The sequence below is a fragment of the Streptomyces aureocirculatus genome (assembly GCF_000720475.1).
Classification (GTDB): Bacteria; Actinomycetota; Actinomycetes; order Streptomycetales; family Streptomycetaceae; genus Streptomyces; species Streptomyces aureocirculatus.
In genome coordinates this window covers 292501-314845 of sequence record NZ_JOAP01000008.1, presented here as the reverse complement: position 1 = coordinate 314845, position 22345 = coordinate 292501, and the positions used below count along the sequence as shown (strand labels likewise).

Here is a 22345-nt window from a genome sequence, read left to right as displayed (position 1 = left end):
GTCCGCCCCCGGCACGCCCCCGGGCGGGCACCCCCCCGATTCCGAAAGACTGGATGAACGACGATGCATCGGTACAGGTCGCACACGTGCGGTGAACTCCGGGCCTCTGACGTCGGCACCGACGTCCGGCTGAGCGGATGGCTGCACAATCGGCGCGACCTGGGCGGCATCCTCTTCATCGACATCCGTGATCACTACGGCATCACGCAGCTCGTCGCCCGCCCCGGCACCGCCGCGGCCGAGACCCTGGACAAGCTCTCCAAGGAGACGGTCGTCCGCGTCGACGGCAAGGTCGTCTCGCGCGGCGCGGAGAACGTGAACCCGGAGCTGCCCACCGGCGAGGTCGAGATCGAGGCCGTCGAGGTCGAGGTGCTCGGCGCGGCCGCCCCGCTGCCCTTCACGATCAACGCCGAGGACGGCGTGAACGAGGAGCGGCGCCTGGAGTACCGCTTCCTGGACCTGCGCCGCGAGCGCATGCACCGCAACATCATGCTGCGCAGCGCCGTGATCGCCTCGATCCGCTCGAAGATGGTGGCCCTCGGCTTCAACGAGATGGCGACCCCGATCCTCACCGCGACCTCCCCCGAGGGCGCGCGCGACTTCGTGGTCCCCTCGCGACTGAACCCGGGCCGCTTCTACGCCCTGCCGCAGGCCCCGCAGCAGTTCAAGCAGCTCCTGATGATCTCCGGCTTCGACCGGTACTTCCAGATCGCGCCGTGCTTCCGCGACGAGGACGCCCGCGCGGACCGCTCGCCGGGCGAGTTCTACCAGCTCGACGTGGAGATGTCCTTCGTGGAGCAGGAGGACGTCTTCCAGCCCATCGAGAAGCTGATGACGGAGCTGTTCACGGAGTTCGGCGGTGGCCGCGAGGTGACCTCGCCGTTCCCCCGCATCCCGTTCCGCGAGTCGATGCTCAAGTACGGCAACGACAAGCCCGACCTGCGCGCCAAGCTCGAACTCGTCGACATCACCGATGTGTTCGCGGACTCGGAGTTCAAGGCGTTCGCGGGCAAGCACGTGCGTGCCCTGCCGGTGCCGGACACGGCCGGGCAGTCCCGCAAGTTCTTCGACGGCCTCGGTGAGTACGCCGTCGAGCACGGCGCGAAGGGACTGGCCTGGATCCGCGTCGGCGAGGACGGCGCGTTCGCGGGCCCGATCGCCAAGTTCCTCACCGAGGGCGACGTCCAGGAGCTGACCAAGCGCCTGTCCCTGGTCCCCGGCCACGCCGTATTCTTCGGCGCGGGCGAGTTCGACGACGTCTCGAAGATCATGAGTGCGGTGCGCGTCGAGGCCGCCAAGCGCGCCGGGCACTTCGAGGAGAACGTCTTCCGGTTCTGCTGGATCGTCGACTTCCCGATGTACGAGAAGGACGAGGACACCGGGAAGATCGACTTCTCCCACAACCCGTTCTCCATGCCCCAGGGCGGCATGAAGGACTTGGAGGAGAAGGACCCGCTGGACATCCTCGCCTGGCAGTACGACATCGTCTGCAACGGCATCGAGCTGTCCTCCGGCGCCATCCGTAACCACGAGCCCGAGGTCATGCTGAAGGCCTTCGAGATCGCGGGTTACGAGGCGGAGACCGTCGAGCAGGAGTTCGCGGGCATGCTGCGCGCGTTCCGCCTCGGCGCCCCGCCGCACGGTGGCATCGCCCCCGGCGTCGACCGCATCGTGATGCTGCTCGCCGACGAGCCGAACATCCGCGAGACGATCGCCTTCCCGCTCAACGGCAACGCCCAGGACCTCATGATGGGCGCCCCGACCGAGCTGGAGGAGTCCCGCCTCAGGGAGCTGAACATCTCGCTGCGCAAGCCGGCCGCCCCGGCCCGCACCGAGGGCGCCGCCGGCAAGGAGAACGCCTCCGGCAAGTAAGGCGCCTCCGGCAAGGGGGAGCAGGGCGCCAAGTAGCGCTTGCCGCACGGCAGGGAGGGGCCCGGGACCTGAGTGGTTCCGGGCCCCTCTGCCGTGAGTGGGCCTCCTTGCCGTACGGGTCATCGGTGGAGCGCCGTACCGGTCCTCGGTGGAGCGCCGTACGGGTCCTCGGTGGAGCGGGAGTGGGCGGAACCTCCCCAACCCCCTGGTCGCTCCACTACCCTGACTGTCCATCAAGCGCACACCAAGCGCGTACGGAGCGCACTCGGAACGCACCCGCGCCGGGACGCGCGCCGTGCGCACCCGCGTCGGGAACGTGTTGAGGACGCGCCGAACGGCGACACATCGGGGGGCCGGTGTCCGACGACCTGGGATTCGGCAAGCTGCTGGACGACGACGGGCTGGTCGCCCGGCTGCTCGGCAAGACCCACAAGGGGCGCAACCGCCCGCTCCTGTACGGACCCGACCTGCCGGTCGTCCTGCTCACCGGCGGCCCCGGCATGGGCAAGGGACGGCTCCTGCGCTGCGTACGGGACGAGTTCGGACGCCATGTCCCGGCCGCCCACCTGGACTGCGCCGCCCCCGTGTACGCCGAGCGCGCCGCCCAGCACCCCACCACCCGCTCCGACGTCACCGAGGCCCTGCGGGAACTGGCCGTGCAGTTCGGGGCGTGGGGCGGCGACGGCGGCGCGATCCCGGTGCCGCGCCTGTACGCGGGCCTGGTGGCCGTCGCCGCCGGTGACCCGCTGGCGGCTTCGGCCACCGGCCTTGAAGAGGTGCGCAGGCACGACGACCTGCTGCCGAAGGGCTCCTTCTGGGGCGGTGTCCTGCACCGGGCGTTCCGCGCCTACCTCGCCGCGCTCGCCGCCCTGCTCGCCGCCCAGCCCCTGGCCACCCCACTCATCACCGCCATCCTCGACGAACTCTTCGAACGGGTCTCCTCGGAGGGCAGGGCGGCCCTTGAGGACTGCTACGGCGCCTACTCGGGTGCGGCCGGACATCCGCGCCTCGGCCTGCACGCCCTGAGCGTGGACTTCCAGCAGGGCGGCGAGGGGCGCGCCAACGCCGAGAGCTTCCTGTTCCGGGCGCTGCGCGAGGACATCGAGGCGGCGTACGCGTCGGTGCGCGGGCGGATGGCGCGCGCCGGGCGCCCCGCGGTGCTGCTCGACCACGCGGACAACCCGCTCGGCAGACGACTGCTCAGGCCCGTCCTGCTCGACCGGGAGAGCGGGCACCACGACCGGGTGGTGGTGTGCGCGACGGCCCGCCGCGCGGACGGCGGCCGCTTCCTGTACCGCTCGACGGACGCCGACGCGGGCACCGTGACGGTCTGGGGCCCCGCCGACGGTGGGCTGCCCGCCTGGCAGCGCACGCGGGGCGGCGTACCCGGTCTTGTCGCCCCGGCGCGCGGCGTACTGCTCGTCCGCATGCCCACCCTGACGACCGAGCAGCAGAACAACGAGGTCGCCCGGCTCCAGGGGCACGGCCGTGGCGGCGCCGCGGGGGCGCGGGTCTCCGGTGGGCATCCGCCCGGGGAGCACGCGTCGCGGCTGCGGGTCGAGAGCGGTGTCCACCGGCTCAGCGGCGGCCGGCCGCGGTTCGTCACCCGGCTCGGGGAGGGCGCCGCGTCGTTACGGGTGCGGGACCCGGACGCGTTCACCGACTGGGACCTCCTCGACGCCCCGGTGCGGTCGCGGAACGAGCCGGAGGGGCGTCCTGTGCCCGTGGCGGACCTGCTCCTTGACGACCTGATCGTCCGGCAGCTCCCCGAGGAACTGCCGCCCGAGCAGCACGACCACTGGCTCGACCTGCTCACCCATCTGTCGGTCGCGCACACCGGGGCGTGCGCGCAGCGCCTTGTGCAGTCCTGGCAGGAGGGGCGCGATGTGCGCCTCTCCGCGTACCGCATAGACGAACTGCTCGCCGACAGCGGCTGGCCGCAGTGCTCGCGCCACTTCATCGGCGACCGGGGGCTGCGGCATCTGCTGATGCGGCGGTTGCACCGGATGCGGGGGGACGAGGCCGGGGGCGGTGACGGGGCCGGGGGCGCGGGCGGTGTGAGCGGGGGCACAGGCGATGGCCCGGGCACGGGTGGTGCGAGCGGGGGCACAGGCGATGGCGCGGGCGCGGGTGGTGCGAGCAGGGGCGCAGGTGATGGCGCGGGCGCGGACGGTGGCGTCTGGCGGGCCGACCACGTGCTGCTGCGCGACCACTTCGCCGACCGCTTCCCCTCCGCCGACGACCAGTGCGGCACCGCGGCGGCGCACGCCGCGCACCACCATCTCGCCGCGGGCGGCGTCGACGCCGCCGTGGACTACCTGACCGGTGGGTTCCCCCTGCGCGACGCCACCCGCTCGATGCGGGAGTGGTGCGCGGAACTGCTCGCCATCGCGGGCGCCCCCTGCGCCGCCCCGCTCGCCGGTGCGCCGGACGACCGGCACGCGCGCGCCCTGGGGGAGGCACCGCCGTCCGGCGGCGACTGGCTGCGGCGCCGGATCGACCGGCTGCTGCACGCGGTGTGGGTGTACGAGGACCGGACGCGCCCGGTCGACCAGGCGCTCGCGGGCACCTGGCGGCAGTTGCTCGACCGGCTCACGGACGAGCCGGTGCCGGGCACGGAGGTGCTCACGCGCATGGCGGGAGAGTGGGCGCAACTCGCGCAGGAGAGGCAGCCGTTGAGCGCGTGCGCGTGCACACGGCACCTCGGGTAGCGCGGATCAGTACGGATCATGCGGCTCAGTACGGATCGGTACAGGGGGCGGCGATGCACGACGGCAGGAGAGGGCGGGCGCGGTGCTGAACTGGCTGTACAACCACCTGTGGGCGACGCGCCTGAAGAAGGCCGTCACGATCGTGGTGACAGTGGCGGTGGTGACGACGGTGGCGATCGTCGTACCGCGGAACGTGGGCGGCTCCGACAACTGCGCCGACGGTGTGGAGAAGCACGGCGGCGAGTGCATCGGGGTCAATGGTTCCGGATACGACTTCGGCACACCGGAGATCACCAAGGTCAGCGACGCGATCGCCGCGGAGAACCGGCGCGTGGACGGCCGCCCGCACATCACGGTGGCCATGATGCTGCCGCTGCAACCGGAGTCGGGCGCCGAGCGCGCGCAGTTGCGCAGCGACGTCCAGGGCGCCTATCTCGCGCAGTACCGCGCGAACCGCGCCGAGCAGAAGCCACTGATTCGCCTGGTTCTCGCCAACCCCGGCCGGAACTACGGCCAGCAGGCGCGGGTCGTGGACCAGCTCGCCGTGCTCGCCGACTCCACGCGGCACAATCTGCGCGCGGTCACCGGTTTCAATCTGAGTCTGCGCAACACGGTCGACGCCGTGGACCGGCTCACCAACGAGCTGCGCATCCCCGTCCTGATCAGCCGCGCGAGCGCCGACGAACTCGCCAACACCGAGGGGCGTGAGAGCAAGCCGCGCTTCCGGGGCCTCGCGCGCGTGATCCCCACCAACCAGCAGCAGGCCGAGGCGCTCGCCGCGTTCCACGGCGATCTGAACGACGACGAGACCGTCCTGGTCAGGGACACCCGGCCGGACGACGTCTATGTCGAGTCCCTGGCGCGGGCGTTCAGCCGGGACGAGCCGGGCCGGGCGGGGGCGAAGGACCAGACGTTCGTCTCACCGTCGATCAGCGATGCGGGGGAGACCGGCAACGACTTCACCCTGATCGGCCACAACATCTGCCAGTCCAGGGCGAAGGTCGTCTACTTCGCCGGGCGCCCCGCCCACCTGCGGCTCTTCGCCCTCAAGCTGGCGGAGGTGCCGTGCCACGGCAGGAAGTACAAGGTTGTGAGCGGTTCGGGTGCGGCGACCCTCGACCGGTACATGAGCGACGCGGACTGGAACAAGCTCCGGGGCGACGAGAGCGCCAAGGAGCCCACGGTCACCGTGCAGTACACGGCCCCGGGGCACCCCGCGGCCTGGTCGGCGGCGTCGCGCGGGGCGAAGAACCGGCCCGCGCACCTGGCCGAGCCCGCCCGGGAGCTGGACGAGCTGCGCGGGCTCGTCGGGCGGGAGGGCGCCGGGGACATCGGCCCGGTCGAGCTTGACGACTCCCGCACCATGCTGGTGCACGACGGGGTGCGCACGATCGCCCGGGCGGTGTACCTGGCGAACGCGCAGTCGGCCGGTGCGGTGCCACCGCGCGAGCGGGTGTCCGCCCAGTGGTCCCGCCTCGAGTCCGCGCACCGGGTGGCCGGAACCAGTGGGTGGGTGTGTCTGACCAACGCCGGAAATCCGTACGACAAGCCGATGGCCGTCGTCGAACTCGACCCCCGTACGCGGAAGCTGGCGTTCGTCGGCCTGGCATGGCCGGAGGGGCGGCCGCAGCCGAAGGACTGCGTGGTGCCGAGCGGGACGTGAGGGGTGACGGGCGGGACGGGGGCCGGTCGGGCGGTCGGACGGGCCGGTCAGGCGGCGTGTTCGGAGGCGTGCTCGGGGGCGCCGTGCGCCTGCGGGCTCGGGGTGATCCGGGAGCTGTGCGCCAGGGATTCGGCGGCGGCCCACTCGGTCACAAGGCGTTGGTACTCACGCCGTTGCTCGGTGCTCAGGCGCCCGCCGCAACGCAGCCACAGCGCACGGATCTCCTCGTTCACCTCGGCGGAGGTACGCGGGGTCCGCGTGCTCTCGGAAGCGGGATTCGTGGGCATAGTGTGAAGCGTACGTGTGTCAGCGTGAAGACGAAGTGAGGCCGGTCACGAAGTGATCAACGGCTCATCGGCACAGTGCAAATCAAGCCACGTGCAAACTGTGTCTCCGGTCACTTCAACCCCCGCTTGAGACCTGACCGCCTTTCCTCCCCGCTCACCCGCGCGAAGTCTCCGGGAGCACTTCAACGAAACACTTGAATCCATGACTCCCGAACGCACCGCGGCCGAGGCCGCCGAACCCCTGACCGACGCCGGCAAGGAACGCACAACGCGCTGGTGGACGCTGCTCGCGGTGAGCGCCGCCCAACTGCTCGTCGTCCTGGACGGGACGATCGTGAACATCGCGCTGCCCTCCGCGCAGAGCGCCCTCGGCATGTCGGACGCGAGCCGGCAGTGGGCGATCACCGCGTACGCCCTCGCCTTCGGCGGACTGCTGCTCATCGGTGGTCGGGTCAGCGGGGCGCTCGGCCACCGCCGGGCCTTCGTCGCAGGTCTTGTCGGCTTCGCCGCGGCCTCGGCGCTCGGCGGGGCCGCGGCGAACTCCGGGATGCTGTTCGGGGCGCGGGCCCTCCAGGGCGTGTTCGCGGCGCTGCTCGCGCCCGCGGGGCTCTCCCTGCTGACGATCACCTTCACCGAGCCGCGGGCGCGGGGGCGCGCGTTCGGCGTGTTCGCCGCGGTCGGCGCGGCCGGGTCGGCGGTGGGCCTGGTGGCGGGCGGGCTCCTGACGGAGTACGCGAGTTGGCGGTGGTGCCTGTACGTGAATGTGCCGGTGGCGCTGCTCGCGGTCCTCGGGGCCACGTTCGTGCCGCGGGACCGTAAGGGGCAGGGCGTGCAGGGCGTGCAGGAGCCACAGGAGCCACAGGGGGCACAGGAGGCACAAGGGGCACAAGAGGTGCGGGGCGCGCAGGGCGCCGGGCGGCTCGACGTGCCGGGGGCGCTGCTGTCGGCCGGGGGTTTCGCAGCGGTGGTGTACGCGTTCAACGAGGCGGAGCCGCGGGGCTGGGCGTCGGGCCGGGTGCTCGCGCTCCTCACCGCCGGTGTCGTGCTCCTCGTCGCGTTCGTCGCCGTCGAACTGCGGGCGCCCCGACCGCTGCTGCCGCTGCGGATCCTGCTGCACCGGGCACGGGCGGGCGCGTTCGTCGCGATCACGCTGCTGTTCGTCGCGATGTTCGGCTTCTACCTGTTCATGAGCTACTACACCCAGACGGCGCTCGGCTACTCGCCGGTGGAGGCGGGCCTGACGCTGATCGTCAACGCGCTCGCCGCGCTGGTCGGGGCGACGTTCGTGGCGGGGAGGCTGCACGGGCGGGTGGCGCCGAGGGCTCTGGTGGTGTCGGGCCTGCTCGCGGCGGCCGCGGGCATGCTCGTCCTGACCCGACTGAGCGCGGACAGCGGGCATGTCTTCTGGCTGTATCTGGTCCCCTCCCTCGTCCTCACCGGACTGGGCCTCGGCTGTGTGCTGCCGCCGACCGCGAGCCTGGCGACGGCGGGGATGGCGGGCCATGACATCGGCGCGGCCTCGGCCGCGTACAACGCCTCGCAGCAGTTGGGCGCCGCGCTCGGCACCGCCCTGCTCAACACGGTCGCGTCGAGCGCGGCAGCGGCGTACGTGGCCGCCCACCGCGCCGCGAGCGCCGCGGCCGCCTCGGTCCAGGGCTACACCGACGCACTGTTCGTGGGGTTCTGGATCCTGCTGGGCGCGGCCTGTGCGGCCTGGGCGCTGCTCGGGGCCGGGGGAGGGCGGTCGGCCGCACTGCCGTAGCCGACCCCCTGGGGCCCCGTGCGGGACGACTGCCGCCTCATGCCGCCTCGGCCAGCTCGCACCATACGAACTTGCCCTCTCCCTCCGTCAGATGGGCGCTGTCCAGGTGATACCAGCCCCAGCCGTCGGCGCACCCCCTCACGAGGGCGAGGCCGCGGCCCGCCTCCAGCAGCAGGGTGTCCCGCGCCGAAGGAGAGGGTGGTCGTGGCGGGGTCGGGTCCGCGTCCCACACCTCGATGCGCAGGACGGCTTCGGACCAGTACAGGCGCAGGGCCGCCGGGCCCTTGGTGTGCGTGACGGCGTTGGCCACCAGCTCGGTGGTGACGAGTTCGGCGGACTCGGCGAGGTGCGGGAGGCCGTGGGCGGTGAGGATGACGCCGAGCGTGCGACGGCAGATGGGAACGGCACGGAGATCGTTGGGGATGTGCAGGGTGTACTGCCAGGGAGATGTGTGGTCGTCGCCGGTGTCGCTGCTGCGGTGCATGCGGAACTCCAGTGTGTCGTGGTGGAGTCGGAGGCGGGCGGCAGGGCCGTTGCTCTGTGTGGTCGAGGCGTGACACACCGTAGGGTCAGGTTTTTCGCACACGCAAGGGCGTTCCGTAATCTGAATCCGAACGGGGCTTCTCAATCACGGCTTTGAGCAGCGCTGTTGGGGTGGTGGTGAGCGCGGACCGGCGACGATCCGGTATCACGCGCCGCGTGCTCCGGCGCGCGGGTGTTGAGCGGTGCCCCGCTCAGCCGGTGACCAGGTGTGACCATGCCTCGGCTGCCGTGAGGACCCGTGGCGGGTCACCGGGATCCCGGCGAGCCGCTCAAGAGCCCGCCGGGGCGCGGAGCAGTTCCACCACGCTGCTGAAGCTGTCCGCGCCGCGGCCCGCCGCCGCGCCGCGCCGAAAGGCGTCGAGGACCGCCTCGGGGAACGCCGTGTCCACGCCCGCGTCCGCGTTCGTGTGGACGACGTGCTCCATGCTGGCCACGCCCATGGACAGGCGGTCCACGTCGCCCGCGTGGTTGCCCGCGTCGATCCGGGGCGCGTAGAAGTCGATGAACTGCCCCATGCCCGCGTAGTTCTCGACCGCGTACGGGGCGATCTCCGACGCGGTGATGCCGTGCGCGCCCGCGAGCGCGACGGCCTGCCAGTACGCGAGCATCGCGGGCCAGAAGATCACCATGTTGAGCTGGTACATGAGGGCGGCGAGGCCCGGGTCCTCGCCCCGGTGGTCGGTCCTGCCGGTGATGACCTCCAGGTCCGCGCGGTACCTCTCGTACGTCTCTCGCGGGCCGCTGTAGAAGGTCGACATGTCCGGGCTGCCGATCCCCGGCGGCGGGGACAGGACGCCGCCCGTCAGATGCGTACCGCCGAGGCCCGTCACCCAGCGGGCCGCCGCGCGCGCCTTCTCCGGCACGTCCGAGCTCAGGTTCACCAGGACCCGGCCCGCGACGGCCTGCTCGGCCCCCTTGAACGCCGTGTACATCGCGTCGTAGTCGATCAGGCTCAGGATCACCAACTCGTTGGCGCGCAGCGCCTCCTCCGGGCTCGCGGCCGGCACGGCGCCGCGTGCCACGAGCGCGTCGGCGCGGGACGGGGTGCGGTTCCAGACGGTGACCTCGTAGCCCCGGTCCAGATATGCGGCGGCCATCGCCTGCCCCATCGGACCAAGGCCGATGACGGTTACGGATTGCGACATGGGTGCCCCCAGTGAGTACGTGAAGTTACTAGAACGAGCGCTCTATCCAGCGCTGTGCGAAAACATAGCACAGCTCTAGAACGAACGCTCTACTTAGAGAATGGGTATGGTGGGCGGATGAGTCCCCACAGCGCGCCCCCCAGCACGCGCGAGCGCATCGTCCTGGTCGCCGCGCGGCTCATCCAGCGGCAGGGCTACGTCGGCACCGGCATCAAGCAGATCGCCAACGATGCCCAGGCCACGCTCGGCTCCGTCTACCACTTCTTCCCGGGCGGCAAGGAGGCCGTCGCCGTGGCCGCGCTCCGGCACGGTGAGATGGAGTTCGCCCAGCTCCTCAGGGACACGCTCGGCCCCGAGGACGACCCGGCCGCCGCCGTCGAGGCCTGCGCCGTCGAACTGGCCCGCGGGCTGCGGGAGTCCGGCTGGGTCGACGGCTGCCCCGTCACGGCCGCCGCCCTGGAGACCCTCGGCACCGACTCCGCGATCCAGCAGGTGTGCGCCGAGGCCCTGCGCGGCTGGGAGCACATCGTCGCCGAGAAGCTCCGCGCCTGCGGCTTCGCCGACCAGGACGCCCGCGAGGTGGCCACCACCGTCATCAGCGCCCTGGAGGGCGCGGAGGTCACCGCCCAGGTGAGCCGCAGCGAGGAGCCGCTGCGGGCGGCGGGCAGGCAGCTCGCGCGGCTCATCGGCACGTACGCGTAGACGTACGCGTAGACGTACGCGTGGACGTGCGCGTGGACGTACGCGTGGGCGTACGCGTGGGCGTACGCAAACCCTGAAGGGCCGGAACCGACGTGCGGTTCCGGCCCTTCGGGGGACTTCGTACGGGGACTCTGTACGAGGACTCCGTACGGGAATCCCGTACGGGGATCAGGCCTGCTTGGGCTCCTCAAGGCGCGGGAAGAGCACGGCGCCCTTGGTGACCGTGGCCCCGGCGGGGAGTTGCCCCCAGGTGCCCGCGTCCTGGATCCGCTGCTCGGCGAGGGCGCCCAGCGGGGCCTCGGCGCCGAGGGAGTCCCAGAGCTTCTGGGAGGTCTCGGGCATGACGGGGTTCAGGAGCACGGCGACCGCGCGGAGCGACTCGGCGGCGGTGTAGAGGATGGTCGAGAGGCGCGCCCTGCCCTCGGGCGATTCGTCCTTGGCGACCTTCCACGGCTCCTGCTCCGTGATGTAGCCGTTGACCTGCTTCACGAAGTCGAAGACGGCGAGGATGCCGCCCTGGAAGTCGAGGTCGTCGCCGACGCGCCGGTCGGCCTCCGCGACCGCCGTGGCCAGGCCGTTCCGGACCGTCTGCTCGGCGGCGCCGGGCGCCTCGTCGGCGGGCAGCGCGCCGCCGAAGTACTTGCCGACCATGGCGGCGAGGCGCGAGGCGAGGTTGCCGTAGTCGTTGGCCAGCTCACTGGTGTAGCGGGCGGTGAAGTCCTCCCAGGAGAACGAGCCGTCCTGGCCGAAGGCGATGGCGCGCAGGAAGTACCAGCGGTAGGCGTCGACGCCGAAGTGCGAGGTCAGGTCCTGCGGCTTGATGCCCGTCAGGTTCGACTTGGACATCTTCTCGCCGCCGACCATCAGCCAGCCGTTGGCGGCGACCCTGCCGGGCAGCGGCAGGCCCTGCGCCATCAGCATCGCGGGCCAGATGACCGCGTGGAAGCGCAGGATGTCCTTGCCGACCAGGTGCACGTTCGCGGGGAAGGTGGCGTCGAACTTGGCCGGGTTCTCGTTGTACCCGACGGCGGTGGCGTAGTTCAGGAGCGCGTCGACCCACACGTAGATGACGTGCTTGTCGTCCCAGGGCACCTTGACGCCCCAGTCGAACGTCGACCGCGAGATCGAAAGATCCTGAAGCCCCTGCTTGACGAAGTTCACGACCTCGTTGCGCGCGGACTCGGGCTGGATGAAGCCGGGGTTCGACTCGTACAGGGCGAGCAGCTTGTCGCCGTACTCGCTCAGCTTGAAGAAGTAGTTCTCCTCGCTGAGCAGCTCGACCGGCTTCTTGTGGATCGGGCACAGCTTCTCGCCCGCGTACTCGCCCTCACCGTCGATGAGATCGCCCGGGAGCTTGTACTCCTCGCAGCCGACGCAGTACGGGCCCTCGTAGCCGCCCTTGTAGATCTCGCCCTTGTCGTAGAGATCCTGGACGAACTCCTGCACCCGGTCCGTGTGGCGCTTCTCCGTGGTGCGGATGAAGTCGTCGTTCGCGATGTTCAGGTGCTCCCAGAGGGGCCGCCAGGCCTCCTCCACGAGCTTGTCGCACCACTCCTGAGGTGAGACGCCGTTCGCCTCGGCCGTGCGCATGATCTTCTGACCGTGCTCGTCCGTGCCGGTGAGGTACCACACCTTCTCGCCGCGCTGGCGGTGCCAGCGCGTGAGCACGTCGCCTGCGACGGTCGTGTAGGCGTGGCCCAGGTGAGGAGCGTCGTTGACGTAGTAAATGGGGGTCGACACGTAGAACGCCTTCGCGTTCTCGCTCGTCCCCTGCTTCTCGGATCCAGTGGCCGCCATGGCCGAAATCCTAACGGCCCCAGGAAGATCGACTCACACCTCGCCCTGGTGCGGAGCCGGTGCCTCCGGTGCCTCCGGGCGCCAGGAGGCGAGGATGCCCTCGTAGAGCTCCTTGTCGGTGAGTTCCCGGGGGTCGGTGCCCGCGAGGAAGTAGGCGGCGTTGTCCGCCTTGAGCCTGCGCAGGTAGTCGAAGGCCTTGTTGTCCTTCTCCCCGAAGGCGATGAAGGAGAAGAACAGGGGGTGGCGGGCGGCGTCGGCCAGGGCCTGGGTGGCGGGGCCCTTGGTGTCCGGGGCGCCGTCGGTCTGGAAGACCACGAGGGCCGGTGCGCCGGTGCGGGCCGACTCCGACTTCTCGTAGTGGGCCACGACCTCCTCGATCGCGCGGTGGTAACTGGTGCGGCCCATGCGGCCGCAGGCCGCGTGCAGTTCGTCCACGCGGTTCTCGTGGGCGTCGAGTGTGAGGTCGGCGGTGCCGTCGATGTCCGTCGAGAAGAACACCACGTGGAGGGTGGGGCCGCCGCCGCTCTCACCGGCGTCCGTGTGGGCCGCGAGCGCCAGCGTCTGGTCGGCCAGATTCTGGACGGAGCCGTCCTTGTAGTACGGGCGCATCGACCCCGACCGGTCGAGAACGAGGTACACCTGCGCCCGGGCGCCGGCCTGGCCCCCCTTGCGGAGGGCTGCGCCTGCTGCCTTGTAGGCGGTGGTGAGGGTGGGGGCGACGGCCTTGACCCTGGCGAGGCTCAGGGCGGGCTTGCCGGCGGGCCGGGCACCGGCTTCCGGCTGCGCCGGGCTTTGCGGCTGCGTGGTGGCTTCCGGCTGCGCCGGGGCGGCCTTGGGCTCGGCGGGGGTGGGGCTCGGCTGCGCCGGGGCCGCGTCCTGCGCCTGGACGCCGCCGGTTTCCGGCTTTGCCGGGGGGTTGGAGGGGGTGCCCTTGCCGTTGTCGGTCCCGTGGGCCGGGGTCCTGGTTTCCGGCTTTGCCGGGGCGGCCTTGGGCTCGGCAGGGGTGGGGCTCGGCTGCGCCGGGGCCGCGTCCTGCGCCTGGACGCCGACGGTTTCCGGCTTTGCCGGGGGGTTGGAGGGGGCGTCCTTGTCGTCGGAGGTCCCGTGGGCCGGGGTCCTGGTTTCCGGCTTCGCCGGGGGGTTGGAGGGGGCGTCCTTGTCGTCGAGGGTCCCGTGGGCCGGGGCCCCGGTTTCCGGCTTCGCCAGGGGGTCGGAGGGGGTGCCCTCGTCGTTGACGGTCCCGTCGGCCGTGGCTGTGCCCACCCGTTCCGCCCCCTGGGCGGACCAGGTGCCCACAGGGGAGGCGCTCGTCTCCGCCTCCGCGGGCTCCGTGACCCCGGCGGGGGACGCCTGCGGTGTGGCGGTGAGGGGTGCGGCGGTGAGGGGTGTGGCGGCGTCGGACCCCGGCGCCGTAGCCGCATCCGGCTGTTCGGGGTCACGGGTGGGCGGGTGGGAGGCATCCGCCGCGGAGCGGCGGGCAGCGGGTACGCGTACGGTCACATGGTCGAAGGCCTGAGCAACGAGCGCCTCCGCGGCCGCGGACCCGACGGAGGTCACAGCGGGCGCGGCGGTGACCCCGCCCTCACCCCCACCGCCGGAGGCGGACGTACCGTCGGCATCCCGCGCCGGTGAGGCGGACATGCCGTCGGCATCCCGCGCCGAGGAGCCGGACGTACCGTCGGCGGCATCCCGCGCCGGTGAGGCGGACGTACCGTCGGCATCCCGCGCCGAGGAGCCGGACGTACCGTCGGCGGCATCCCGCGTCGGAGAGGCGGACGTACCGTCGGCATCGCGCGCCGAGGAGCCGGACGTGCCGTCGGCGGTGTCCCGCGCCGGTGAGGCGGGCGTGCCGTCGGGCGACCCCGCCGGGGAGGCAGCAAGCTCAGGGGACGTCGACGGGACCCCCGTCGAAGCGCCCTCGTTACGGGACCGTCGGAAGACAGCCCGCAGGCGATCCCAAATGCCCATGTGCGCAACCCTTCACGTGACTTGTGTCCCCGAAATCCCGGAGCCCCCTCTGGCCAAGAGGGACACGTAAGGTTAGCGGCCCCCGCCGCGCCCGCACCGGCGGCCCACGACAGGCACGGATTCACCCTCCGTTCACCCGCAGTCCCCCGCCGTGCAGGCCACCCCGCCTAGCCTCCAGCCGGAATCACCGGCAAAAAAAAGCCAAAGCGCCGCCAACCGGCCACTTCATGGAGGACCCCGTGCCCAAGCTGCTGCCTCTGATCACCTCACACCCGGGCGGTTCCGGCGGCCGCTCGGCCATGACGTGCCGGTTCCGCTGCGGCGACGCCTGCTTCCACCCGGTGCCCAACACCAGCGACAACGCGTACATGGGTGACGTCATAGCGGGCGCGCTCAGCCGCCGCTCGATGATGCGCGCCGCGGCGGTCGTGACCGTCGCGACGGCCGCGTCCGGCGGCCTCGCCCTCGGCCCGGGCACGGCCGATGCGCAGGCGGCGTCCGGGTCCGCCGAGGCACAGGCGGCGGCCGCCGCGGCGAAACGCAGAGGGAAAAGGGCGGCCCGCGGCCTTCGCTTCACGCCCGTCGCCCCCAACACCGCCGACACGGTCACCGTCCCCACCGGCTACGGCCAGAACGTGGTGATCCGCTGGGGCGAGCCCATCCTGCGCGGCGCGCCCGCCTTCGACCCGGACAAGCAGACCGCCAAGGCGCAGGCGGGCCAGTTCGGTTACAACAACGACTTCCTCAGCCTGCTCCCGCTGCCCGGCGAGAAGCACGGCCAGGACCACGGCCGTCAGGTCCTCGTGGCCAACCACGAGTACACGGACGAGATCCTGATGTTCAAGGGGTACGACGCGAAGAACCCCACCCGTGAGCAGGTCGAGATCGCCTGGGCCGCGCACGGCCTCTCGGTGGTCGTGGTGGAGGGCGAGCGCAGGAGCGGTGCGCTGCGTGCCGTGCCGCGCCACCACCTCAACCGGCGCCTGACCGTCACCAGCAAGTTCCACCTGACGGGCCCCGCCGCCCGCAGCGAGTTCGTCCGCACCAAGGCCGACCCGCGCGGCGTCACCGTCCTCGGCACCCTCAACAACTGCGCGGGCGGCACGACGCCGTGGGGCACGACGCTGCACGGCGAGGAGAACTTCAACCAGTACTTCGCCAACGCGGCGAAGGTGACCGACCCGACGCAGGCCGCGCGGCTGAAGCGGTACGGCGTCGCCGGGGCCGAGTCCGAGCGCAAGTGGGAGCGTTTCGACGACCGCTTCGACCTCGCCAAGGAGCCGAACGAGGCCAACCGCTTCGGCTGGGTCGTGGAACTCGACCCGTACGACCCGGACTCGGTGCCGCGCAAGCGCACGGCGCTCGGCCGCTTCAAGCACGAGGGCGCCCAGCCGCGTCTGACCGCCGACGGCCGTCCGGTCGTCTACATGGGCGACGACGAGCGCTTCGACTACGTGTACAAGTTCGTCGGCAGCAAGCGGATGGCGAAGGGGAACTCGCGCTGGGCCCGTGAGCACAACCTCACGCTCCTCGACGAGGGCACCCTGTACGTCGCGAAGTTCACGGGTGACTCCCCGGAGAAGGAGATCGACGGCACGGGCAAGCTCCCCGGTGACGGCGAGTTCGACGGCAGCGGTACGTGGATTCCGCTGGCCACCTCGTACGCGGGCGGCAAGGCCGTCTCCCACGTCGAGGGCATGACCGCCGACGAGGTGTACGTCTTCACGCGCCTCGCGGGCGACAAGGTCGGCGCCACGAAGATGGACCGCCCCGAGGACATCGAGCCGTCCCCGCAGACCGGCAAGGTGTACGTCGCCCTGACGAACAACACCGACCGCGGCAAGCCCGGCAAGGCAGGCGCCGACGAGGCCAACCCGCGCAACCTCAACAAGCACGGCCAGGTCCTGGAGCTGACGGAGTCCCGCAACCGCCCGGAGTCCACCCGCTTCGCCTGGAACCTCTTCCTGGTCGCGGGCGACCCGAACGACCCGGCCACGTACTTCGCGGGCTTCCCGAAGGACAAGGTCAGTCCCATCTCCTGCCCGGACAACGTCACCTTCGACCCGCACGGAAACCTGTGGATCTCCACGGACGGCGCGCAGCTCGGCTCCCACGACGGCCTGTTCGGCGTCGCCACCAAGGGCGAGCGGCGCGGTGAGCTCAAGCAGTTCCTGACGATGCCCAAGGGCGCGGAGACCTGCGGTCCGCTGGTGCAGGACAGGCGCGTGCTCGTCGCCGTGCAGCACCCGGGTGAGATCGACGGCGCGTCCGTCGAGAAGCCCGCGAGCGCCTGGCCCGACGGGCCGGGCAGGATCGTGCGTCCCGCGGTCGTGTCGGTGTGGCGCAAGGACGGCTCCGACATCGGCGTCTGAGCACCCTGACGACGGCACCCTGTCGTCAGGGTGCCGGAGAGGTCACAGCGGGGTGGGGCGGAGGTTCTGGACCGGGGCGGGTCCGAGGCCCGGCGGTGGGATGCGCCCCGGGGTGAGGCGTGGGAGCCGGGCCGTCGTGGGGGGTGCCGGGACCTGTTCGACGGCCGGGGGCGGTGTGGTGGCTCTCGTGCCGAGCAGCCAGTCCTGGTAGGCGGGGGCTTCCGCGGCGGCCTCCCAGTACGCGGCCTCCAGCTCGCCGTAGACCGCGTCTAGCTCCGCGGTGGTGCGGGCCGCGACGAGCAGCCGTACCCCGAGCGGATCGCCGTACAGGGGTCTGACCGCCAGGTCGGGTCTCGCCACCGAGGTCGGCTGGCAGACCGTGACGACCTCACCGGTGGCGACGAGGGTGGCCGCGGTGAGGTAGTCGCCGTGCAGGACGCGCGGGCTGAGCCCCGCTTCGCGCAACACCCTTTGCAGTCCGTCCCATTCGCCGTCGACCGTCGGGTCCACCATCCAGCGGTCGGCCGCGAGGTCCGTGAGGTGGACGACGGGCTTGCGGGCCGCGGGATGGTCGGCGGCGAGCGAGACGAACTGCGGCTCGCGCTCGACGAGCACCCTCCGGCGCAGCCCGTCGGGGAGGCGCAGCGGGCTGCCCTCCACTTCGTGCACGAAGGCGATGTCAAGCTGCCCCGCGGCCACCATTTGCAGCAGCGCGTTCGCGGAGACGTCCATCTGGAGCGAGGTGTCGGCCTCCGGCATGCGGTGCCGAAGGCGGCGCAGCCACCCCGGTATGGCGCGGCTCGCGGTGGAGCCGATGCGCAACTGCGGGGTGCCGTCGGCGGAGCGGGCGGCCACCGCGCGCGCCTCGGTGAGCAGGGCGCGCATCTCCACGACGAGGGGGCGGGCACGGCTGAGGACGGTGCGGCCGAGTGGTGTCGGCCGGCAGCCGGTGCGCTCGCGGGCGAAGAGCTGACCGCCGACGGCGTGCTCGATGCGGCGCAACTGGGTGGTCAGCGAGGGCTGGCTCATGCCGAGTTGCCGGGCGGCCTTGTGCAGGCTGCCCGTATCGGCGATGGCACAGAGTGCGCGGAGGTGCCTGACCTCTAGCTCCATGGCGTGAGACTAGAGCGGCTGACGGCCTCCCACCAGCCTCCCAAACCCCGACGGACCCCCATGAGTTGGCACGTATGCCCGGTGTCCTGATGTGCGGCGATAGGGCGGTGCTATCGCCATCTGCCATCATCCCGGGGCGGCGCGGCTCCCCGACACTCACGGATACCGAAACGTTCACCTTTCATCGAACGAGCAGGGAGCCCCCCACATGCACAAGCGATACCTGTCTGTCGCCGCTGCCCTCGGCCTCGCCGTCGCCGCTCTCGGGACCTCGTCCGTCGCGTCGGCCACCGACTCCCCCCGGGCCGCGACCGGCACCACGTCCTCGGTGTCCACGCCGGCGTCCGTCGCCAAGTACGCGGGCTCGGGCGAAGAGGCCGCCGCCAACAAGGCGTTCTTCCAGGCCGTCGTGAAGGCCGTCGCCGAGAAGCGGGCCGCCAACCCGGGCGCCAAGGCCGTCACCGTGACGTACAACGCCGCGCAGGCGCCCACGTTCCGGCAGCAGATCGCCACGTCCACCTCCATATGGAACGCGGCCGTCACCAACGTCCAGCTCCGCCAGGGCACGTCCGGCGCCAGCTTCTCGTACCGCGAGGGCAATGACCCGCGCGGCTCGTACGCGAGCACCGACGGCCACGGGCGCGGCTACATCTTCCTCGACTACCGGCAGAACCAGCAGTACAACTCCACCCGGGTGACCGCCCACGAGACGGGCCACGTGCTCGGTCTCCCCGACAACTACCGCGGCCCGTGCTCCGAGCTGATGTCCGGTGGCGGCCCCGGCACCTCCTGCCAGAACGCCCAGCCCAACGCGCAGGAGCGGGCCCGCGTCAACCAGCTCTGGGCCAACGGCCTCGCCACGGCGATGAAGCAGGTCCAGAAGCAGGGCTGACGATCACGTCAGGACAGTTGCCCGCCCGGTGAAGCCACCGCGCGGGCCGCTGTCACTTCCTGGCGGAGCGGCCCGAGCACACCTTCGTCGGTCCCGGTGAACTCCACCGGGACCGGCACGAGGACCTCCACCTCGCGCAGGCCCCCGGCCAGCTCCCGCAACTGCCGGGAGACCTCGGAGACCTCCACGGAACCCGGCTGCCGCGCCCCGTGGCGGACCCGCACCCGGGCGGCGGTCGTCGCGTCGACGATCCGCTCGACGGCCACCACCAGCGGCCACCACGCGGCGGCCCGCGCCCCGGTGGGCGGCGGTTCGGTCAGGGCGCGCTGGAACTCGGTGCGGATGTCGGACAGGTCGCGGTAGAGGCGGCGCCGCATCCGGGCCCGTGCGGCCGGGGCCTGCTCGGACTCGGGCCCGAAGGCGCACTCGACGTAGCGCGCGGTGTCGGAGACGGCGTCGGCGAGCCGGTCGCCGATGCGGGTGTGCCAGCTCTCCGGCCAGAGCAGATACCCGGCGACGAGAGCGATGGCGCAGCCCATGAGGCTGTCGACGAGACGCGGCAGGACGAGCCCGAAGCCCTGGTGGTTCAGTACGTCGGACAGGAGCAGGATGACCGGGGTGATGGCGGCCGTCTGGTAGCCGTAGCCGCGGGGGGTGAGGGCCGGGATGAGCGCGGCGAGTGCAAGCACCACCGGCACGTCCCACCAGCCGCGTTCCACGGCGGAGAGGACGGCGGCGGCCACCACGAGCCCGGCGACGGTACCGAGCGCCCGCAGCACGGCCCGTGAGAACACCGAGCCGAAGTCGGGTTTCAGTACGAACGTGATGGTCAGGGCCACCCAGTAGGAGCGCGGTACGTCGACGAGCGACACCAGCGCCTGGGCGATGCCGATGCACAGGGCCAGGCGCAGGCCGTAGCGCCAGGAGGCCCCGGAGAGGATGACGTTGCGGGTGGCGCGGCGGGCGCGGACCCGCAGCGCGGCCGGGCGGCCGAGGCGGTCCTCGGCGTGCACCACCGTGAGCGGGTCGGGGTCGGCGAGGGTGTCGGCGGCGTGCCGCAGGGCGTGGTGCACGGCGCGGGCGGCGGGCCCGTACGGCAGGGCCGGTTCCTCCGGCAGGCCGATGTCGGTGTACGCCGGGTCGCCCGGGCGTTCGCCGCGGCCGACGGCGTCGGCGAGGGCGCGCAGGGCGGCGGGGAGTTCGGGCGGCAGTCTCTCGCCGTACCGGTGGGCGGTGGGGGCGGCCTCGACGACGGGGGTGACGGCGTTGAGTTCGGCGATGAGGCGGACCAGGTCGGGGCTGCGGCCGTGGTCGCGGGTGCGGCGGGCCAGGACCAGGTCGTAGGCCTTGTTGAGGGCGGCGGTGACGTCGGCGCGGGCCCTGTCGTAGGCCTCGTGCCGGGCGGCGGTGCCGTCGCCCGGGCCTGCCGCCTCCAGAAGTGCGGCCGCGCTGCGGTACGTGGCCGCTACCGCGGCGCGCTCCGGTACGCCGGACCGCAGGGGCCAGGCGAGCAGCGCCAGGGCGAGGACCAGGAGGCCGCCGCCGGTCATCAGGGCGGGGGCGAGCCACCACTGGCCCGGCAGGGGGAGGCCCGCGCCGATCACGCTGTTCAGCAGGAGCAGCAGTCCCGATACGGAGGCGACGGCGCCGATCGTCGACATCATCCCGGAGACCAGGGCGACGAGCGTGACCGCGGCCACCGCTGTCCAGCCGTGCCCGAAGACGAGGGAGCCGAGGGTTACGCCGAGGGCGCCGAAGAGCTGGGGGACGGCGATGTTCAGGATGCGCATGCGGTACGCGTCCGCCGTGTCCCCGATGACGCCCGACAGGGCGCCCATCGAGGCCAGTGCGCCGTACTCCGGGTGGCCTGCGGCGGTGCCCACTGCCAGGGGCAGGCTCGTGGCGATCGCTGCGCGGGCCACGGCTGCCCATGGGGTGGTGGCCGGTTGTGGCTTCAGCGAGCGGACCAGCCAGTCGGGCGGGGTGAGGGGACGGAGTGTGCTGTTCCGCATGGGGTCATTATCGCTGGTGGGGGGTGGCTGGTCCCTCGCGGGGCGCCCCGGTCCCGCCCCTTTCCCGATAACCAGGGGGCTGCCGCCCCCTGGACCCCCGCCCCATCGGCGCTCCGCGCCTCGTCCTCAAACGCCGGACGGGCTTGAAGCTTCGCCGGGAGGGCTTGGAACTTTGCCGGGCGGGCTGTAATCGCGCTGCGCGCTTGTCCTCAAGCGCCGGACGGGCTTGAAGCTTCGGCGGACGGGCTTTTGAAGCTGTGCCGGACGGGCTCGAAGCTGTGCCGGACGGGCTAGGAGCTTTGCCCGGGGGCTGGAACCGTGCCGCCGGGGGCGGAGTATTCAGCCTGTCCGGCGTTTGAGGACAAGCGCGTCAGCGCGGGAAAGGGCGGGCGGGTGGGGAAAAAAAGCCCGTCCGGCGATTGAGGACGAGGCGCGTAGCGCCGACAGGGGGGCGCGGTCACTCCGGAGCACGGTGCAGCGTCAGGTCGATGAGGAGCGCCCGGTGATCGGTGTCACCGATCTCCAGGAAACGGGCGTCGCGCGCAGCGAAATCCTCCGTGGCCAGAACGTGGTCGATCTGCGTGCCAAGGGGCCGTGGCACGGCGGTGGGCCAACTGGGAGTGCGGGCGGAGCCGGCGACCCGCGCGCCGTCACGCACCCCGGCACGGAGAATGCGCCGGAACGCCGCATGGTCCTGGGTGGCGTTGAAATCCCCGGCGATGATGGTGGCCTGCCCGCCCCCCGAGGCGGCGAAGTCACGAAGCCGCCCCAGCTCGGTACGCCAGCGGCCGACATCACCGGGCGTCGGCGGCATGGGGTGCGCGAGCTGGAGGCGTACGGGCACACCCTTCACGTCGGCGACGGCACCGGGCATGCCGAGGGTCCCGCGCACGCCGTCGGCCGGTGTCAGTGGCAGGTTGCTGAGGATGACGGAGCCGTCGGCACCGTTCCCGGAGACGGCGACCCGGTAGGGGTAGGCGGACCGGGGCAGCCCTGCGCGCAGCGCGGCGTCGCACGCCCGGTCGCACTCGGAGGCGAAGACGAGGTCGGGCCTGCGCTCCCGCACCGTCTCCACGAGCCCCCGCACTCCGCGCCCGAACTCGACGTTGGACGCGAGGACCCGCACCTCGGCGACCGGCGGCCCCTCGGGGTCGGCCACCGTCCCGTACGGCTGGATGAACCACGCGAGCCCGCCGAGTACGGTCACCGCCCACACCAGGCCCACCCGCCACCGCCCGAGCGCGGCGAGCAGCAGCGCGGCCGCGGCGGGCACGAGCAGCCACGGCAGGAAGGCGAGGACCTGCGGCACGGGCGTGACGGCGTCCGTGTCGGCGGCGCGGCACCCGAGGACGGCACTCACCCCGGCGAGCAGCAGCCCGGCGACCCAGGCGGCGACGCGACGACTCTGCGGCCGCCGTACGTACGTGTACTCGTCACCGCCGTCGAGGCCACCGGGCCCGGCCTCGGGAGGTGGGGACGGTGCCGTCACGTGCTCCAAGGGGCGCC

General features: G+C 72.2%; 15 protein-coding genes. 7 read left to right on the top strand and 8 right to left on the bottom strand.

What is annotated here, in order from left to right; all coding sequences use genetic code 11:
• The first annotated feature begins 63 nt into the window (after positions 1-63).
• From aspS to IG78_RS0110865, 3 genes are all read left to right on the top strand, one after another.
• Complete coding sequence (aspS, locus tag IG78_RS0110875) at positions 64-1872, top strand: aspartate--tRNA ligase (protein WP_030561628.1); 1809 nt, start codon at positions 64-66, stop codon at positions 1870-1872.
• Positions 1873-2228: 356 nt separating this feature from the next.
• Entirely contained in the window at positions 2229-4583 is a 2355-nt protein-coding gene (locus IG78_RS0110870; RefSeq protein ID WP_030561626.1) for a DEAD/DEAH box helicase family protein, read from the top strand.
• A gap of 82 nt (positions 4584-4665) precedes the next feature.
• Entirely contained in the window at positions 4666-6246 is a 1581-nt protein-coding gene (locus IG78_RS0110865; protein WP_030561624.1) for an ABC transporter substrate-binding protein, read from the top strand.
• A 47-nt stretch (positions 6247-6293) separates the two neighbouring features.
• Here IG78_RS0110865 and IG78_RS41925 read toward each other — a convergent pair whose 3' ends face one another.
• Entirely contained in the window at positions 6294-6533 is a 240-nt protein-coding gene (locus IG78_RS41925; protein WP_037685375.1) for a hypothetical protein, read from the bottom strand.
• A gap of 202 nt (positions 6534-6735) precedes the next feature.
• Here IG78_RS41925 and IG78_RS0110855 point away from each other — a divergent pair, with 202 nt between their 5' ends.
• Positions 6736-8295 (top strand): MFS transporter, encoded by a 1560-nt coding sequence (locus tag IG78_RS0110855; protein WP_051852516.1) that lies wholly within the window; start codon positions 6736-6738, stop codon positions 8293-8295.
• Between the two features lie 37 nt (positions 8296-8332).
• Here IG78_RS0110855 and IG78_RS0110850 read toward each other — a convergent pair whose 3' ends face one another.
• Together IG78_RS0110850 and IG78_RS0110845 are read right to left on the bottom strand one after the other, a co-directional pair.
• Complete coding sequence (locus IG78_RS0110850) at positions 8333-8779, bottom strand: ATP-binding protein (RefSeq protein ID WP_037685384.1); 447 nt, start codon at positions 8777-8779, stop codon at positions 8333-8335.
• Between the two features lie 328 nt (positions 8780-9107).
• Positions 9108-9983, bottom strand: a complete 876-nt coding sequence (locus tag IG78_RS0110845) for an NAD(P)-dependent oxidoreductase (protein WP_030561616.1) — start codon at positions 9981-9983, stop codon at positions 9108-9110.
• Between the two features lie 117 nt (positions 9984-10100).
• Between IG78_RS0110845 and IG78_RS0110840 the strand changes: the two genes are divergently transcribed.
• The gene (locus IG78_RS0110840) at positions 10101-10685 is read left to right on the top strand and encodes a TetR/AcrR family transcriptional regulator (RefSeq protein WP_030561615.1); all 585 of its coding nucleotides are present in this window, start codon (positions 10101-10103) and stop codon (positions 10683-10685) included.
• A gap of 168 nt (positions 10686-10853) precedes the next feature.
• On the opposite strand, the gene metG is transcribed toward IG78_RS0110840, so the two are convergent.
• Together metG and IG78_RS51190 are read right to left on the bottom strand one after the other, a co-directional pair.
• Positions 10854-12482, bottom strand: coding sequence for a methionine--tRNA ligase (metG, locus tag IG78_RS0110835; RefSeq protein WP_030561613.1), 1629 nt, complete (start codon positions 12480-12482; stop codon positions 10854-10856).
• A 33-nt stretch (positions 12483-12515) separates the two neighbouring features.
• Entirely contained in the window at positions 12516-14450 is a 1935-nt protein-coding gene (locus tag IG78_RS51190) for a VWA domain-containing protein (protein ID WP_225882029.1), read from the bottom strand.
• A 239-nt stretch (positions 14451-14689) separates the two neighbouring features.
• Between IG78_RS51190 and IG78_RS0110825 the strand changes: the two genes are divergently transcribed.
• A complete protein-coding gene (locus tag IG78_RS0110825) occupies positions 14690-16822 on the top strand; it encodes a PhoX family protein (RefSeq protein ID WP_030561609.1) in 2133 nt (710 codons plus the stop codon).
• Between the two features lie 42 nt (positions 16823-16864).
• On the opposite strand, the gene IG78_RS0110820 is transcribed toward IG78_RS0110825, so the two are convergent.
• A complete protein-coding gene (locus IG78_RS0110820) occupies positions 16865-17935 on the bottom strand; it encodes a LysR family transcriptional regulator (protein WP_030561607.1) in 1071 nt (356 codons plus the stop codon).
• Between the two features lie 208 nt (positions 17936-18143).
• Here IG78_RS0110820 and snpA point away from each other — a divergent pair, with 208 nt between their 5' ends.
• Positions 18144-18827 carry a snapalysin gene (gene snpA / locus IG78_RS0110815; RefSeq protein WP_030561605.1) on the top strand — a complete coding sequence of 228 codons (684 nt, stop codon included), beginning with the start codon at positions 18144-18146 and terminating at the stop codon, positions 18825-18827.
• Positions 18828-18835: 8 nt separating this feature from the next.
• Here the strand turns inward: snpA and IG78_RS0110810 are convergent, their stop codons facing one another.
• Positions 18836-20839, bottom strand: a complete 2004-nt coding sequence (locus tag IG78_RS0110810) for an FUSC family protein (protein ID WP_030561603.1) — start codon at positions 20837-20839, stop codon at positions 18836-18838.
• A 457-nt stretch (positions 20840-21296) separates the two neighbouring features.
• Positions 21297-22337: an endonuclease/exonuclease/phosphatase family protein gene (locus IG78_RS0110805; protein WP_030561601.1), complete on the bottom strand. Its 1041-nt coding sequence runs from the start codon at positions 22335-22337 to the stop codon at positions 21297-21299.
• Between the last annotated feature and the right edge of the window lie 8 nt (positions 22338-22345).